General features: G+C 56.4%; 12 protein-coding genes and 1 pseudogene. 1 reads left to right on the forward strand and 12 read right to left on the reverse strand.

What is annotated here, in order from left to right; translation table 11 throughout:
- Positions 1-4 precede the first annotated feature (4 nt).
- From trpB to leuC, 8 genes are all read right to left on the reverse strand, one after another.
- The gene (gene trpB, locus A8B84_RS17845) at positions 5-1213 is read right to left on the reverse strand and encodes a tryptophan synthase subunit beta (RefSeq protein WP_413772198.1); all 1209 of its coding nucleotides are present in this window, start codon (positions 1211-1213) and stop codon (positions 5-7) included.
- Positions 1206-1835: a phosphoribosylanthranilate isomerase gene (locus tag A8B84_RS17850; protein WP_064230492.1), complete on the reverse strand. Its 630-nt coding sequence runs from the start codon at positions 1833-1835 to the stop codon at positions 1206-1208. The genes trpB and A8B84_RS17850 overlap by 8 nt, the downstream gene beginning before the upstream one ends.
- Positions 1832-2740 carry a tRNA pseudouridine(38-40) synthase TruA gene (gene truA, locus A8B84_RS17855; RefSeq protein WP_064230493.1) on the reverse strand — a complete coding sequence of 303 codons (909 nt, stop codon included), beginning with the start codon at positions 2738-2740 and terminating at the stop codon, positions 1832-1834. The genes A8B84_RS17850 and truA overlap by 4 nt, the downstream gene beginning before the upstream one ends.
- A 106-nt stretch (positions 2741-2846) precedes the next feature.
- Positions 2847-6134: a FimV/HubP family polar landmark protein gene (locus A8B84_RS17860; protein ID WP_064230494.1), complete on the reverse strand. Its 3288-nt coding sequence runs from the start codon at positions 6132-6134 to the stop codon at positions 2847-2849.
- Positions 6135-6448: 314 nt separating this feature from the next.
- Positions 6449-7564: an aspartate-semialdehyde dehydrogenase gene (asd, locus tag A8B84_RS17865; RefSeq protein ID WP_064230495.1), complete on the reverse strand. Its 1116-nt coding sequence runs from the start codon at positions 7562-7564 to the stop codon at positions 6449-6451.
- 129 nt (positions 7565-7693) lie between these two features.
- Entirely contained in the window at positions 7694-8767 is a 1074-nt protein-coding gene (gene leuB / locus A8B84_RS17870) for a 3-isopropylmalate dehydrogenase (protein WP_064230496.1), read from the reverse strand.
- A gap of 181 nt (positions 8768-8948) precedes the next feature.
- Positions 8949-9596, reverse strand: coding sequence for a 3-isopropylmalate dehydratase small subunit (gene leuD, locus A8B84_RS17875; RefSeq protein ID WP_064230497.1), 648 nt, complete (start codon positions 9594-9596; stop codon positions 8949-8951).
- 16 nt (positions 9597-9612) lie between these two features.
- The gene (gene leuC, locus A8B84_RS17880; RefSeq protein ID WP_064230498.1) at positions 9613-11031 is read right to left on the reverse strand and encodes a 3-isopropylmalate dehydratase large subunit; all 1419 of its coding nucleotides are present in this window, start codon (positions 11029-11031) and stop codon (positions 9613-9615) included.
- Between the two features lie 422 nt (positions 11032-11453).
- Between leuC and A8B84_RS17885 the strand changes: the two genes are divergently transcribed.
- Positions 11454-12326 (forward strand): LysR family transcriptional regulator, encoded by an 873-nt coding sequence (locus A8B84_RS17885; RefSeq protein WP_064230521.1) that lies wholly within the window; start codon positions 11454-11456, stop codon positions 12324-12326.
- Between the two features lie 3 nt (positions 12327-12329).
- On the opposite strand, the gene A8B84_RS17890 is transcribed toward A8B84_RS17885, so the two are convergent.
- The 4 genes and pseudogenes from A8B84_RS17890 to A8B84_RS17905 all read right to left on the reverse strand — a co-directional run.
- A complete protein-coding gene (locus A8B84_RS17890) occupies positions 12330-13502 on the reverse strand; it encodes an MFS transporter (protein WP_227512892.1) in 1173 nt (390 codons plus the stop codon).
- Between the two features lie 341 nt (positions 13503-13843).
- Positions 13844-14938, reverse strand: a complete 1095-nt coding sequence (gene aroC, locus A8B84_RS17895; protein ID WP_064230499.1) for a chorismate synthase — start codon at positions 14936-14938, stop codon at positions 13844-13846.
- Between the two features lie 37 nt (positions 14939-14975).
- Complete coding sequence (gene prmB / locus A8B84_RS17900; RefSeq protein WP_064230500.1) at positions 14976-15878, reverse strand: 50S ribosomal protein L3 N(5)-glutamine methyltransferase; 903 nt, start codon at positions 15876-15878, stop codon at positions 14976-14978.
- Between the two features lie 95 nt (positions 15879-15973).
- Positions 15974-16822 (reverse strand): annotated as a pseudogene (locus A8B84_RS17905) (patatin-like phospholipase family protein); the annotation flags it as partial.
- Positions 16823-16866 lie beyond the last annotated feature (44 nt).

Consider the following 16866-nt stretch of genomic DNA (forward strand, 5'->3'; position numbering starts at 1 on the left):
TATTTCAGATCTCGATGCCTTCAAGCTTGGCAACCGTGTTGATGTCCTTGTCGCCACGCCCGGAAACGTTTATAACGACGGTCTGGTCTTTATCCATGGTCGCCGCCAGTTTAATGGCGTAAGCCACTGCGTGCGCGGTTTCCAGAGCGGGCATGATACCTTCAACCCGGGTCAGCTTCCGGAATCCTTCCATGGCCTCATCATCAGTGACCGACACATAGTGCGCCCGCCCGATGTCCTTCAGCCAGCTGTGCTCGGGTCCCACACCCGGATAATCCAGACCGGCACTGACCGAATGGGTGCCCGCAATCTGGCCATTCTCATCTTCCATCAGGTAGGTTCGGTTGCCATGAAGCACACCAGGACGGCCCGCACAAAGCGGTGCTGCGTGTTTGCCGGTATCAATACCGAGGCCGCCAGCTTCGACTCCGTACAGCTCTACCGACTCATCAGCCAGGAACGGGTAGAACATTCCAATGGCGTTGGAGCCACCACCCACACAGGCCACCAGAGCATCCGGCAATTTCCCGGTTTTCTCGAGAGCCTGACGGCGGGTTTCCCGGCCGATCACCGACTGAAAATCCCGGACCAATAGTGGGTAAGGATGCGGGCCGGCAACGGTTCCGATGATGTAGAAGGTGTCATCCACATTCGCCACCCAGTCTCGCATGGCGTCGTTCATGGCATCTTTCAGGGTCTTGGTGCCGCCTTCAACGGCATGCACCGTCGCACCCAGAAGCTTCATACGGAACACATTCAGAGATTGGCGCTGTACATCTTCAGCACCCATAAACACATGACATTCAAGGCCAAGACGAGCACAGACCGTGGCAGTGGCGACACCGTGCTGGCCGGCACCGGTTTCCGCGATGATCCGTTTCTTGCCGAGAAAGCTCGCGAGCAGGGCCTGACCGATGGTGTTATTCACCTTGTGAGCGCCGGTATGACAGAGATCCTCACGCTTCAGCCAGATCTGGGCACCGCCGGTCTCGCGGCTAAGACGCTCGGCGAAGTACAAAGGCGTCGGCCGGCCCACATAGTCCGCCAATTCCTTATCAAACCGCGCCTGGAATTCCGGATCTTTCTTCAGGCGAGCGTACTCTTTCTCGAGCGTCATCAGGGAATCCATCAGAGTCTCGGAAACAAACCGCCCACCAAAGGCCCCGAAGTGACCCCGCGCGTCCGGCAGTGCGCTCAGCATTTCTTCAGTCAGTTTTACAGACACGGTGAACCTCTTTAATGAAATGAGAAATTTTCTGGATGTCCTTGATGCCTTTGTCCTGTTCAACACCGCCACTGACATCCACAGCCCAGGGTTTCACCTGCTTCACAGCGGCAAATACGTTATCAGATGACAACCCACCGGCCAATATGATGGGGAGCGGTCGATGGTCGGGAATCAGATCCCAGTTGAACGACTTCCCGGTACCGCCATACCGCTCCGGATCCCAGGCGTCTACCAACAGGCCGGATGCATTCTGGAACTCCCTGAAGGCCGCCTCTATCTGCCCCGCCTCACGAACGCGAATAGCCTTGATCCAGCGTCGCCCAAAACTGGCACAGAAAGCGGGTGATTCATCACCATGGAACTGGAGCAAGTCCAGGGGCACCTTATCTAAAGCCGCCTCGACGTCCTGTTTCGTCGGATTCACGAACAACCCAACAACCGACACAAACGCCGGGACGCGTATCGCCAGCTCCGCTGCCTGCTGCACGGACACGGAACGGGGACTCGGTTCATAGAACACGAGGCCCAGTGCGTCGGCACCGGATTGAACAGCGCCGTCAATATCCTCGGGACGAGTTAGGCCGCAAATCTTGACCCTGACGCTCATTGGCTCGGAACCCGCTGTTTGACATGAATGTGTGTTGGTGTGACCGGACTGTTCTCGGCCCTGCTGAACCATGGCCGCAGAAAACCCGGACCACATTCGGCTGCAGGTATCCCGAGCTCGTCGGGATAGCCCACGTCGACCAGATACAGACCATGGGGAGGCGCGGTTACACCTGCAACTGTTCGATCCTGGGCGACCAGTATCTCATGAATCCACTCCGGTCGCTGCTTTCCCGAACCAACCGCCATCAAGGCACCGGCAATATTCCGGACCATGTGATGCAAAAACGCATTGGCCTGCACGTCTATTACGACAAAATCCCGCTTCCGGGTTACCGATATACGCTCAAGAAACCGGATCGGGGTACGGGATTGGCAACCAGCGGCCCGAAAGGAGGAAAAGTCATGCTCTCCGGCCAGCACCTGCGCCGCATCATGCATGCGTTCCGCATCCAGCGGGCGGAATGTCCAGCTTACCTGACCTCTTTGAATACCAGGGCGCACAGGATGGTTAAAGATTATGTAACGGTAGCGCCGGTAGGTTGCTGAGAATCGGGCGTGGAAATCGCCGATGCCATTCCCGGCCCAATGCACAGAAATGTCTTCAGGTAAGGCAGTATTGATACCCATAACCCAGGAACGGAGATTACGGACAGAAGAGGTATCAAAATGGGCAACCTGATAACTGGCATGAACGCCAGCATCGGTTCGCCCGGCACACACCAGATCAACCGGATGATCCGCCACCTTTGCCACAGCCCGGGTCAGTTCCGCTTCTACCGAACGGACCCCGGATTTCTGCAGCTGCCAACCATGAAACCCGCGCCCATCATACTCAAACGCGAGCACGACGCGCCCTGCCCCGATGGCGTTATCCGTGGTCAGTTGCTGGGTTTCGAGAAACAAGTGTGAATCCGGAAAGAGTGTTGCTGTAAAAACAAAGCGCCGGCATCTTGCCGGGACTTAACCCGGCGGCCGGCGCTTGCTACCTGTCACACCCGATTATAACGGATCAGGACAGATTTTTAAGGAGGTCCTGCGCCTCTGCTTTCTGATCTTCGTTTCCTTCCAGTGCGACTTCTTCAAGGATATCGCGGGCTCCGTCCGCATCACCCATCTCGATGTAAGCCCGCGCAAGATCAAGCTTGGTGGCAGCCTCATCGGTTCCTGAGAGGAAATCAAAGTCGTCTTCATCACCCAGCTCGCTTTCTTCTATATCAGCGACCTGTGACTTACCTGACCCATCGGAAACCGCATCAGAAGCCACTGGCAGATCCAGATCCTCTTCGGGCGCCTCCTCTTCAGTGACGGGCCCTTGGGGTTCTTCCAGTTCTTCAGTGATGCCCTGCTGTTCGAGCTCCTCGGCGCCCTCTACAGCTTGCTCGGGATCAGCCTCTTCCGCATCGCCCTCACCAAGCGTGTCTTCAAGACCAAGCTCCTCGTCAAGAGACGCTTCTTCGGTTTCATCAGGATTCGCTGAATCGGCACTGTCGGAAAACTCCTCCATCAGAGCCAGATCCTCATCAGAGACATCAAGCTCGAGATCGTCCAGAGAGGACTCTTCCATCTCGCTACCACCCAGCTCATCTTCTTCGCCGGCTACCTTGTCCAGTTCAGCATCGAGTTCATCCAGGAAGGATTCATCCAGCGAATCGATGTCTGCTTCGGCATCCGGTTCTGAGAGCTCTTCCGAAGACGTGTCCGACTTGGTGGTTGATTGCTCCTCCGCCAGATCAGCTTCGTCAAGGTCCCCCTCTTCCAGATCAAGGCTCAGGTCGTCTTCAGACTCATCAATTCCTGGCTCTTCACCCGTAGATTTTTCAGAGTCCTGCTCGAACTCGGAAGACAGGTCCCAGTCACCGGACTCTTCCAGTTCCGAGGCGTCTTCGGTGCCAACCTTTTCTTCATCAGATTCAAGTTCGAGACCCGACAGATCATATTCGATCATGTCGTCCCGGCTTTCTTCCTTGTCGTCCTCAGCCGGTTCATCTTCGGAAGACTTCTTGGTCTCGTGCTCCTCAAATTCTTCAAGCTCCAAATCCGACAGGTCGGTCTCTGACAGATCCGAGTCGAAATCCCCGAACTCATTTTCAGCGGGCTCTTCCCGCTCGGAATCGAACTGATCGGCCAGGAGCTCCTCGGATTCAGGCTTATCCTGCTTCTCAGCCGGCTGCTCACCAGCGTCTTCGGAGTCGTAAGACGTAGCAAAGGAGTCTGAACGCAACTGTGATTCGAGATCATCGATGCTCGGCATCGACTCTGCCTCTTCCAACCTTGCGCGCAGCTCATTGGCCGTCGTCAGTGCCTCTTCATCTTCCAGAGCCTCGATTTCACCGAACTGCTTCTCGAAGGAGTCGCGATCCTGGGTGTCCGCGTAGACACCCAGCAGTTTCAGGCGCAGATCAGTCCGGCTTGGCTCCCGGGAAATTGCGGTCTCCAGGGTTTGCGCTGCCTGATCGTGGCGTCCGTAGGCAATGTAAGTGTCAGCCTCTTCCAGCGCATTACCGGCTGCTGATTCCTGATCTTCCTCGTCAAGACTCAGATCAAATGAGTCTGTTTCTTCATCGGTTTCACTGTTGAGCTGCTCATAAAACGCCTTTTCCCGGTTGGCATTGCGACGGGCAAGCAGCAGAAGCAACAACAGAAGAACAATCAGGCCGCCACCGAGGGCAATCTGATACATCGGATTTCCGGTAATGGCATCAATGACGTTACCCGGGAAACCCTTATCCGCTGCAGGTGCCTGGGGTGCCGGCTTCGGAGCGGCCTCCTCCGCCTGGACCGGTTCTGAGGCCGCTGGGGCTGCTGCGGCCGTCTCCTCACCAGTTTCGACAGCGTCCGAACCAGCTGACTCTTCCGCATCGGCCATGCCTGTTTCTTCTGGTGCCTCACCGGCGTCAGCAACAACCTGATCATCGGCTGCCTCATCAGACTCGGCCATTCCCTCAGTGTCATCGACGATGGCCTCAGACTCGGCCATATCCGTGGATTCGGCTGAACCTGCGGCCTCTTCCGTCTCTCCGGCCGCCATGTCTGCATCAACAGCTACGGGCCCCTCACCTTCAGCAGCTTCGTCTGCTGCTGCAATGTCTTCCGGTGCCGCAGATTCGTCCGTTGCCGCATCGGCAATTTCGCCTTCAACGGGCGCCGCCTGCTCGGTCGGCTCTGCACCACTTGCTTGCTGCATTTCAGCCAGCTGTGTGTTCTTCAGCTCAAGCAGTCGCTGCAGGGTCTGAACCTGGTCCTGGAGATCATCCACGCGACTGTTCAGCTCCTCGTTTTCGCGACGGGCGCTTTCAAGCTCTTCCATAGCGACCGCTGTGCCAGCGTCAACGCCGCCCGGCAACTCACTGTCGCCACCCGCAGAGCCACTCTCGCTGGACTCAGTACCGATTTCATCAGAGACCACCAGCTTCAGTTCATCGCCACCGGAAACAGCCTCTTGCTGAGTCGCAGGTTCGGGCTGTCGCTCAGCGGTTGCATCCACAGTGCGCTGGGGAGCCTGGAATTCCTGATTCTGCTGGGCAACCAAACGGGTAGCCTCGGCACGAGTGCGGCCCTGGATCTGATCAAGAGACGGAACGCGCAGAACTTCACCGCGCTTCAGTCGGTTAATATTGTTACCAATGAAGGCATCCGGATTAAGGTCCTGGATTGCCAGCATGACCTGCTGCATGGAAACGCTGTTGTCAGGACGCACACGAGAAGCGATGGTCCAAAGAGTGTCCGAAGCTCCCGTAGGCCCGAACGTATCGGCCTGATATCCGGTGCTCAGGGACCGCTCAGCCTGAGCCTGCCGGCGTACGGACTCGGCACTGCGAGTGGTGGCCGGCTGACTGGTAGTCTGGGTCGTGGAGACGGTTGGCGTGCTGACCTGCTCCTGCACACCGGACTCTTCGGCGTAAACAGGCGGATCAACAAGCACGGCGTATTCCCGCATCAACCGGCCACTTGGCCAGGTCAACTCAAGCAGGAAGTTGAGGTACGGTTCCCTCAGTGGTTCACGGGAGGACACATTGACAATGAGACTGCCATCATTGCCGGTAACCACCTGGAACCGGAGCTTACTGAGAAACTGGTTGCGATCCAGCCCCACCCGCTCATATGCCTGTTCCGAGGCAATATTGACGAACACGTCCGCTGGATTGACGCCACGGCTTTGGGGCAGAACGATCTCTGCGTCCAGTGGCTCGTTCAGATAGGACTGAAGTTCTATTTCACCCAGCCCCAGGGCCTGTGCGACGCCGGATCCGAGCCCTCCCGCCAGAGCCAGGGCAACCGCAAGCTTGCGTACCTTCATGCTTTTTCCTTTCCAGTCTCCGTTATTCGTTACTGCTCTCTTTCAAACAGAATCGGACGAGGTTGGATGACTTCCGTCTGGATAATTCTCGTTATTATGTGTTCTTTTTAATTTTCAGTCCGGCAAGTATTGTTGATAAAACCTCTTTTATCAATCAATCAGCCGCAATCCTTGTACCATTTTTTTATCAATCGCGCGGAACTACCTAGCGCTCTTGAAAATAACAGGGGCGGAGGCTGAAATCAGCCTCCGCCCCCTCACCGGTTTACCGAAACCGGACACAGTTGGCATTTATTGCCTCTGTGTAACAATTTTTAACGCTCCTGGAGGATCCGGAGCATACGGCGCAGCGGCTCGGCGGCACCCCACAGGAGCTGATCACCCACGGTAAACGCGGAAATGTATTCCGGCCCCATGGTCAACTTGCGGATACGCCCGATCGGCACGCTCAAGGTACCGGTCACCTTCGCCGGAGTCAGTTCCTCAATGGTCGCATCGCGGTCATTGGGGATAACCTTTACCCAGTCATTGGCTTTAGCAAGGATCGACTCGATTTCAGAAACCGGGAGATCCTTCTTCAGCTTGATAGTCAGCGCCTGACTGTGGGAGCGCATTGCGCCAATCCGTACACAGATGCCGTCGATGGGAATCGGGTTATCGGAGCGACCAAGAATCTTGTTGGTCTCGACACCCGCCTTCCACTCTTCCTTGCTCATGCCGTTGTCGAGCTGCTTATCGATGAACGGGATAAGGCTGCCGGCCAGGGGCACCTGGAAGTGCTCGGTGGGGAAGCCATCCGAACGCATGGTCTCGGTCACCTTGCGGTCGATTTCCAGAATTGCGGAGGAAGGATCGTCCAGCTCGGTCTTGACGCTATTGTTCAACTCGCCCATCTGGTTCAACAGCTCTCGCATGTTCTGAGCGCCAGAGCCGGAAGCCGCCTGATAAGTCATGGGCGACACCCACTCGATCAGATCCTGCTCAAGCAGCCCACCCAGGGCCAGCATCATCAGGCTCACGGTGCAGTTACCACCGATGTAGTCCTTGACGCCTTTCTCGAGCGCGGCATCAATCACGTTTCGGTTGACCGGATCCAGAACAATAACGGAGTGGTCGACCATCCGCAGCGTGGAGGCTGCATCAATCCAGTAACCTTCCCAGCCAGCGTCACGGAGCTTCTGATAAACCGCGCCGGTGTAGTCGCCACCCTGACAGGTCACGATGACATCCATGGTTTTCAGAATCTCGACGTCAAACGCGTCCTGCAGAGGCGGAACGTCTTGTTTTCCCACGTCCGGCGCAGGCTTGCCAGCCTGGGACGTGGTGAAAAAGACCGGTTCGATATCGGCGAAATCGTTTTCTTCACGCATGCGTTGCATGAGGACCGAGCCCACCATGCCACGCCAACCTACAAGTCCAACTCGCTTCATGTGCGATCTTCAGACCTCGTTTTATGCCCGCCCCATGCCTTTATCGCTGGCAGGGACAGGATGGATGATCCCGCGGCAACTGCATCGCGTTGCCGTCGGGTCTCAAATACGCCTGTCAGGGCCTGATCTTTACAGCGCAGCCAGAACCGCCTCACCCATTTCCCGGGTGGACACCTTCTTTGCGCCCTCAGACATAATGTCTGCTGTTCGCAGACCCTGATCCAGGACCTTGCTGACCGCCGCTTCAATGGCTTCAGCGGCTTTTTCCTCATTCAGACTGTACCGCAGCATCATGGCAGCACTGAGGATGGTGGCCAGCGGATTGGCAATGCCCTGCCCGGCGATATCCGGCGCGGACCCGTGGCAGGGCTCATACATGCCCTGCTTCTCCGAGTTCAGCGACGCCGATGGCAACATGCCAATCGAGCCGGTGAGCATAGCCGCTTCGTCCGAAAGAATATCACCAAACATGTTTCCAGTCACAATCACATCGAACTGCTTGGGTGCCCGGACCAGCTGCATAGCGGCATTGTCCACATACATATGGGACAGCTCCACATCAGGATATTCCCGACGCAGATCATTCATGATTTCCCGCCACAGAACAGTCACTTCCAGCACATTGGCCTTGTCCACGGAGCAGAGCTTTTTGCCCCGCTGCTGCGCCGCCTCAAAAGCCACCCGGCCGATACGACGAATTTCCGATTCTGTATAGGCGTAGGTGTTGTAACCCTGGCGTTCTCCGCTCTCCAGTTCGCGCACACCGCGCGGCTGACCAAAATAGATGCCGCCAGTCAGTTCACGGACAATCATGATATCCAGACCGGAAACGACTTCCGGCTTCAGGGACGAGGCGGAGGCCAGTTGAGGGTAAAGAATTGCCGGGCGCAGGTTGGCGAACAGCTCGAGGTTGGAGCGCAACCCAAGCAACCCTTTCTCCGGGCGCTTGGCCATGGGCAGGCTGTCCCACTGGGGGCCGCCAACGGCGCCCAGCAGAATAGCATCTGCCTTGGTCGCCTTCTCAAGGGTTTCCTCCGGGAGCGGCGTGTCGGCTTCATCAATTGCCGCGCCACCTACGAGGCCTGACTCGAAATTCAGGTCCAGATTGAACTGATCATTGATCTTACGAAGTACTTTTTCCGCTTCAGCGACAATTTCCGGGCCGATACCGTCGCCGGGAAGCATCAGGATTGTTCTGGGCATACTGTTTCCTTGTTCCATTCCTTGATGTCGGATTACGCCTTTGGCTAATCCGACCTACTTGATTGTATTTCTACCGCGTCTAGGTCGGATTACGTCTTCGACTAATCCGACCTACGTTTTTGGATATTCCTGCGCGATGACAGGTAGGTCGGATTAGCGCCAGCGTAATCCGACACCCAAATCAGCTACCAGCGCCAAACAACCAGGGCGCCGTCTTCCGCCGGCTTTCCTCGTAGGACCTGATCAACTCCGCATCTTCCAGAGTGACCCCGATATCGTCGAGGCCGTTCAGCAGGCAATGACGGCGGAAATCGTCCACCTCGAACGTGAAGGTTTCTCCCGACGGGGTGGTAACGGTTCTGCCTTCCAGATCCACTGCCAGCTGGTAGCCTTCGCTCTGCTCGACTTCCTTAAACAGCTGATCGACAATTTCCTCCGGGAGAACAATAGGTAACAGGCCATTCTTAAAGCAATTGTTATAGAAAATATCGGCAAAGCTTGGGGCAATAATCACCCGAAAGCCAAAATCCTCCAGCGCCCAGGGTGCGTGTTCCCGGCTCGAACCACAGCCAAAGTTACGCCGCGCCAACAGTACACTGGCGTTCTTATACCGGTCCTGGTTCAGGACAAAATCCGGATTGATCGGCCGGGTGGAGCAATCCTGGTCCGGTTTACCCTCATCCATATAACGCAGTTCATCAAAAAGATTCGGGCCGAAGCCGGTGCGCTTGATGGACTTCAAAAACTGCTTGGGAATAATCATGTCCGTATCCACGTTGGAACGGTCCATGGGGGCGACAACGCCCTGGTGTTGCGTAAATGCGCGCATGGTTCTCTCCTGTGGATCAGTTCATCAGCTCACGGACATCAACAAAATGGCCTGTTACCGCGGCGGCGGCCGCCATAGCCGGGCTTACCAGATGGGTACGCCCGCCAAAGCCCTGACGGCCTTCGAAATTCCGGTTTGAGGTGGAGGCACAATGCTCACCCTGCCCCAGCTTGTCGGCATTCATGGCCAGACACATGGAGCAACCCGGATCACGCCACTCCAGGCCGGCTTCGATAAAGATCTTGTCCAGACCTTCCTGCTCCGCCTGTGCTTTTACCAAGCCGGAACCCGGGACCACCATGGCCTGCTTCAGGATCGGAGACACCTTACGCCCTTTCACCACGGCAGCGGCCTCGCGCAGATCCTCAATCCGGCTGTTGGTACAGGAGCCAATAAACACCCGGTCCAGCTTGATATCGGTAATCGCCATATTCGGCTGCAAACCCATATACTTCAGGGCGCGAACAATGCCCTCACGCTTGATGGGATCGGCTTCCTGTTCCGGATCCGGCACCTTGCCGTCAATTCCGGCAACCATTTCCGGTGACGTGCCCCAGCTCACCTGCGGCTGGATTTCAGAGCCTTCCAGCTCTACAACTTTATCGAACGTCGCATCGCTATCGCTGTGCAAGGTCCGCCAGTAGTCAACCGCAGCGTCCCACTGATCACCCTTGGGCCCGAACGGACGATTACGGACATACTCGATGGTGGTGTCATCTACCGCCACCATGCCAACCCGCGCACCGGCCTCGATGGACATGTTGCAGATAGTCATCCGGCCTTCCATGCTCAGCCCCTGAATGGCTTCACCACCGAACTCAATGGCGTAACCGGTGCCACCGGCAGTTCCAATCTTGCCAATGATGGCCAGCACAACATCCTTGCCGGTAACGCCCGGACCCAGCTTTCCGTTCACCTTGACCAGCATGTTTTTCATCTTCTTCTGAACCAGGCACTGGGTGGCCAGCACATGCTCAACTTCACTGGTGCCAATACCATGGGCAAGGCAGCCAAAGGCGCCGTGGGTGGAGGTATGGGAATCCCCACAAACAATGCTCATTCCCGGCAAGGTCGCGCCCTGCTCGGGCCCGATGACATGCACAATCCCCTGGCGCTGGTCCTTGATCTTGAACTCAAGAATCCCGAACTCGTCGCAGTTCTTGTCCAGTGTTTCCACCTGGATCCGGGAAACCGGGTCAACAATGCCTTCAACACCCCGATCGCGGTCCGTGGTGGGCACATTATGGTCCGGTGTCGCGATGTTGGCATCGATCCGCCAGGGCTTACGCCCAGCCAGACGCAGGCCTTCAAATGCCTGGGGTGATGTCACTTCGTGCAGCAATTGGCGATCGATGTAAATCAACGCGGAGCCGTCATCGCGCTGCTTGACGAGATGATCGTCCCACAATTTGTCGTATAAGGTCTTGCCCGCCATTGTTCTCTCTCACTCTCTGGGGGTTTCTGGTTCTAACGTTTGTTAAAGCCATCTTACCGCCTGCGACCGGATAACCTCAATTCATGTTTTTTATCTTTGGCATCCGTTTTGGTTATACTTCAGTGAAGGTCCCGGGTTGGGAGAGCACTTTCAAAACACGCCGGCAAGCACATCCATGTGGGCTCGAATCGGGCCATCCCTGGCCCTCTACGGTTTTGAAAGTGCTCTCCCAACCCGCTCCCCAGACAATTGTGCAGCCCTCAATGCTGCCCGGGGCGCCTGGAGGGGCGGGCCTCACAAAACCGTGGAGCGCCAGGGATGGCGCGACCGAGCCCTACATGGATGTATTCACGGGCGTGTTTTGGGAGGTTTGCCCCTCCAGGCAACTTGCACCCAAGCTTCAGAACAAAGAGGACCATTCTGTGGACTCAAACGCATTAAAAGCTTTTCTGACCATTGTTGATCAGGGCTCCTTTTCAGAAGCCGCGGAAACCCTGCACCTGACACAGCCGGCCATCTCGAAACGCCTTGCCGCACTGGAAAACCAGCTTGGCACCAGTCTCATTGACCGAAGTCACCGTCAGATTCGGCTAACCGACGCTGGAAGCCGGCTATTACCTCATGCCCGCCGGATCCTGGATGAAATCCACAATGCCAGGGTAGCGCTGTCGCCCGACTCCGGGCAGGTAGAAGGCGAACTGCAAATTATCGCCAGCCACCACATTGGCCTGCACCATTTGCCGAATTGGCTGCGACGGTTCAAACGGGAATACCCCCAGGTATTGATCAACCTCCAATTCATGGAATCCGATGCCGCCTACGAGCAGATGCGTAAACGGAACGCCGAATTGGCGTTCGTGACGCTCAGCGACAGTATGGAACCGAGTTTTCACGTTTTCGCCCAATGGCCGGACCAGATGGTGTTTGTGGCTGGCGCGGAGCATCCTCTGGCCTCGCTCAGCAAACCAGCGTTGTCGGATCTTGCGGATCACCCTGCACTGCTTCCGGATACCAGTACCGCGACCTATCGGGTTGTAAGCCGGCTGTTTCTGGAGGCGAATCTGCATTTGAATCCACAGATGCCCACCAACTACCTCGAAACCATCAAGATGATGACCAGCGTTGGCCTGGGGTGGAGTGTTCTGCCCCTACGAATGGTTGATGACAGCCTTCAAGTGCTAGAGGTGGGCAAGCCAGTTGCTCGGGTGCTGGGTGGAATCGGATTATCCGGGCGGCAACTCAGCAACGCGGCGAAGGCCCTCCTAACCATCGTGCAGGAAGAAGAAGGCGCCTGAGACTTAGCCCTCGCTTTGGGCTGGCGGCGGCCGCAAACCTCGCCACGTGATCACGATTGCAACCGCCATGGCCGCAGCCCCACCCCAGAAGGCCGCTGAGGTGTTGAAACCATCCACCAGAAAACCCGATAGCCAGGCTCCCAGAGCACCACCAGCACCAAACGTGAGTCCGCTGTACAGGGCCTGGCCCTGTCCGTGGTGGTGTTTGCCGAAGAACCCCTGGATGTATTGAACCGAAATCGCGTGCAGTGCCCCGTAAGACGCCGCATGCAGCAGCTGAGCGAAGAGCAGCACTGCAACCACGTCGGTTACCTCGGCAATCAGAACCCAGCGGATCATGGTTAATGTCAGTGCGCCAATCGCAATCTGCCGAACCGTAAAATTACGCGTTAGCCTATGCATCACCAGAAACAGCGCAATCTCCGCCAAAACTCCCAAAGACCACAACAGACCAATCGAAAGCTTGCCGTAACCATGCTGTTCCAGGTGGATACTGAAGAAGGTGTAGTAGGCGCCATGTGACACCTGAAGCAGGAAATTCATTAGAAAGAACGTCACCACCGCCGGGTGTGTGACAATTGCCTTCAAGCTGCCTTTCGGCGCCGGCGGCTTTCGCTCGCCCCGCTCGGCAGGTACAAGAAACGCGGAAACGGCGATGCCTGCGAACACCGGTAACAACAGCCAAGGAAGTTTCTGAATCGGCACCAGCTCCAGCAAACCGCCCACCAGCGCCACCGCGCCGATAAACCCCACAGAGCCCCAGAGCCGGACCCGGCCGTATTTCTCCTTCTGTTCGCCAAGGGTTCGAAGTGTGATCACCTCATAAAGCGGCAGAATGGCATTCCAGAAAAAGGTGAACGCCAGCATTACCAGCAGCAGGCCATAGAACCCTGGTTCCATGAATACACCAGCGAAGAACAGTGAACCGGTGATGGCCCCGAACCGGACCAGACGAACCCGCTGGCCGGTTTTATCCCCGAGCCAGCCCCAGACGCTTGGAGCAACGATTTTGGTCAGCTGGATCGTCGCCATCAGTGTGGCGATCTGAAGATAGGAAAATCCCTGGCCCTCGAGGTAGAGGGACCAGTACGGCAGGAGCCCTCCGAGGAGGGCGAAGAACCAGAAATAGAGGTTGGAAAGGCGCCAGTAGATAACGAAACCTCTTATCGGTACCAAAGAATCAGATTCGCGACGACAGTGCCTTGGTGTGCTGTCGGATTACGCCTTTGGCTAATCCGACCTACATGGAAGGTGACCGAACCTTCAGAGCCGGACATGAGAGCATCACTAGAGTCTGGCTGGTGTGGCGGGATTTATTGCCCAAAAATGTGGAGCGCCATGGATGGCGTGACCAAGCCCTACAGGGGTGAGGCCGAGCGCCTATGAAGCGAAGCTTCATGCGACAGCCGAACGACAGCAATCTGTGATTGCTGGCTGGACCCCGCAGGGGTATTTACGGGCGCTTTTTGGGCAATCAATCCCGCCACAGCAGTTTCACCAAATCTTAAAAAGCAAACTCAGAGCTGCCCAATCACCGGCGTAGAAACAGACACATCGGCGTTCTGCCCACGGTGCCGCAAATAATGATCCATCAACACAATGGCCATCATCGCCTCAGCAATCGGCGTTGCGCGAATCCCGACACAGGGATCGTGCCGCCCAGTGGTGATCACTTCACAGGGATCACCGTTTACATCAATACTGCGGCCCGGCAATCGCAAACTCGAGGTCGGCTTAAGTGCAATACTGGCAACAATCGGCTGCCCCGATGAAATGCCACCCAGCACACCACCCGCATTGTTTGAAAGGAATCCCTCCGGAGTCATTTCATCACGGTGCTCCGTGCCCTTCTGATCGATGCAGTCGAAGCCGGCGCCAATCTCCACACCCTTCACCGCATTGATACTCATCAGCGCATGAGCCAGATCCGCATCCAGACGGTCGAAGATCGGCTCGCCGAGTCCTGGCGGCACACCCTCGGCAACCACATTAATGCGAGCTCCGATGGAATCACCCTCTTTGCGAAGTGCATCCATATAGGCCTCCATCTCGGCAATCTTGTCCGCGTCCGGGCAGAAAAACGGGTTCTGGTGAACCTGATCCCAATCCAGCTTTTCCGCCTTGATGGGCCCCAACTGAGACAGGTAGCCACGAATCCGGATACCCAGGCGTTGCTCAAGGAATTTCCTGGCAACCGCGCCGGCGGCCACCCGCATAGCGGTCTCACGGGCAGAAGAACGGCCGCCCCCACGATAATCACGCACACCGTACTTGTGCATGTAGGTGTAATCGGCGTGCGCCGGCCGGAACTGTTCAGAGATCTTGGAATAATCCTTGGAACGCTGATCGGTGTTCTCGATCACCAGCCCGATTGGTGTGCCGGTGGTCTTGCCCTCAAAAACGCCGGACAGGATTCTCACCTCATCAGCTTCACGGCGCTGGGTCGTATGCCGGGAGGTGCCCGGTTTACGGCGATCCAGGTCCCGCTGCATGTCCGCTTCCGATAGCTCTAACCCAGGGGGGCAGCCATCAATGATGCACCCCAGCGCAGGCCCGTGGCTCTCGCCGAATGAGGTAACCGTAAACAGTTTTCCGAAAGTGTTTCCCGACATAATTCAGTATCTTGTTCAGCTTTTTTGAGAATTCAGATTAACTCGAAGCCTGCCACTGGCTCAGGTCCGGTTCGGTAATCAGAAAGACGCCATCGCCGCCATTTTCGAACTCCAGCCAGGTTAGCGGCAGATCCGGGTAGGCCTCATCCATTGCTACCCAGCTATTACCAACCTCGACAACCATGAGCCCGCCAGGGGTGAGATGCTCAGCCGCCCTCGCAATGATCCTGTGGGCGATATCCAGCCCATCTTTGCCGGCAGCCAGGCCGAGTTCAGGCTCGTGGCGGTATTCGTCCGGCATACTGGAAAGATCTTCCGCATCCACATAAGGCGGATTGCTCACGATGATATCGTAGCGGCCTTTAATATTTTCAAAGACATCCGATTGTACGGTACGAACTCGTTCGCGGACTCCGTGAAGTTCAATATTCGATTCTGCTACCTCTAGCGCATCTACGGAGATATCCGAGAGGTCAACTTCCGCTTCAGAAAAAACGGACGCCGCGCCAATGCCAATACAACCGCTACCAGTACAGAGATCAAGGATGCGTTCAACCGGCTTATCACCCAGCCAGGGCTGAAAGCCACTCTCGATCAGTTCGCCGATGGGAGAACGCGGCACCAGCACCCGCTCGTCCACATGGAACGGCATGCCCATGAACCAGGCCTCACCCAACAAGTAGGCCAGAGGCACCCGTTCGTTCACACGGCGGCTGATCCTTCCCAGGATCAGCTCTCGCTCTTCGCGGGTTAGCCGGGCTTCCAGGAACACCGTGTTGTTTTCCAGAGGAAGGTGCAGGCTGCGCATGACCAACTGAACCGCCTCATCCCAGACGTTATCCGTTCCGTGGCCGAAAAACAGGGGCGAAGCGGCAAACTGTGAGGAAGCGTAGCGAAGGTAATCCCGAACGCTATGAAGGTCGTCAATGGGGCTGGTCACAAACGTAAATCCTGTGCGAGAGCGTGTCAGCGCCGGATTATACGCTGTTTAGGCGTCCAACTGCAGCCCACCGGAGGCGGCCGCATGCAAATCTCTCAGATCGCCAGCGGGCCGGAGCTGTTCCGGCTTTCCTCAAACCGATCCAGCGCGGCTGCCATCCGTTCCCTGCCCAACTGAATCAATTCCGGGGCCTTGTGGTAATCGTAAGTTCGACAGGCATTTTTGGGAATATTAACCAATAAGTCCGGCGGATACCCGGCGATCTTGTACTGCACAAGCGCACTCTGCATGGTCTCGATGGTAAGGTTCATCACATCGAATTTGCCGATACCGAGCTTGTCCCAGTTGATGGTTTCGTGCTCTTCCTGACTCTTCTTGTCGGTCGGTTTCTTATCATGTTGCTTCTGGTGCTCTTTTTTATGCACAGCACGGCTGATTTTCTCTTCCGGGCTGTCTCCATTGTCCGGTTTCCGGGCTGTCAGTGATTTCAGGGCGTCCCAGTCAAACCAACGCGATGCTTTCTCGCGGATCGTATCCACCCATTCATCCATGTCCGTGTTTTCGTCCTGTATGGGTGAAAAAGCGGCATCGGGAATACGTCGACGCCGATCATCCTCGCCACTGAGGTTAACTGCGACAATCATGTCGGCATGAGAGGAAATGGTCGGGATAATTGGCAATGGATTGAGCAAGGCGCCGTCAACGAGAACCCGGCCATTAAGAACCAGCGGAGTAACAACACTTGGGATCGCCACCGAGGCGCGAATGGCTTGATCCAACGGGCCTTCCTGGAACCAGATTTCCTTATGGGCAAGCAGATCGGTGGCCACAGCGGTAAACGCAATGGGCAGATTTTCAATCCGGGTGTCACCCAACATTTCCCTGACCACCGAAAAGATCTTCTCGCCGCGAATGGCGCCGACAGAATTGAAGGTGACGTCCAGCTGTAAACATCCCTGTTTCAGTTGCACCGCTGATTAGAGTTTTC

Source organism: Marinobacter sp. EhC06, assembly GCF_001650915.1.
Lineage (GTDB): Bacteria > Pseudomonadota > Gammaproteobacteria > Pseudomonadales > Oleiphilaceae > Marinobacter.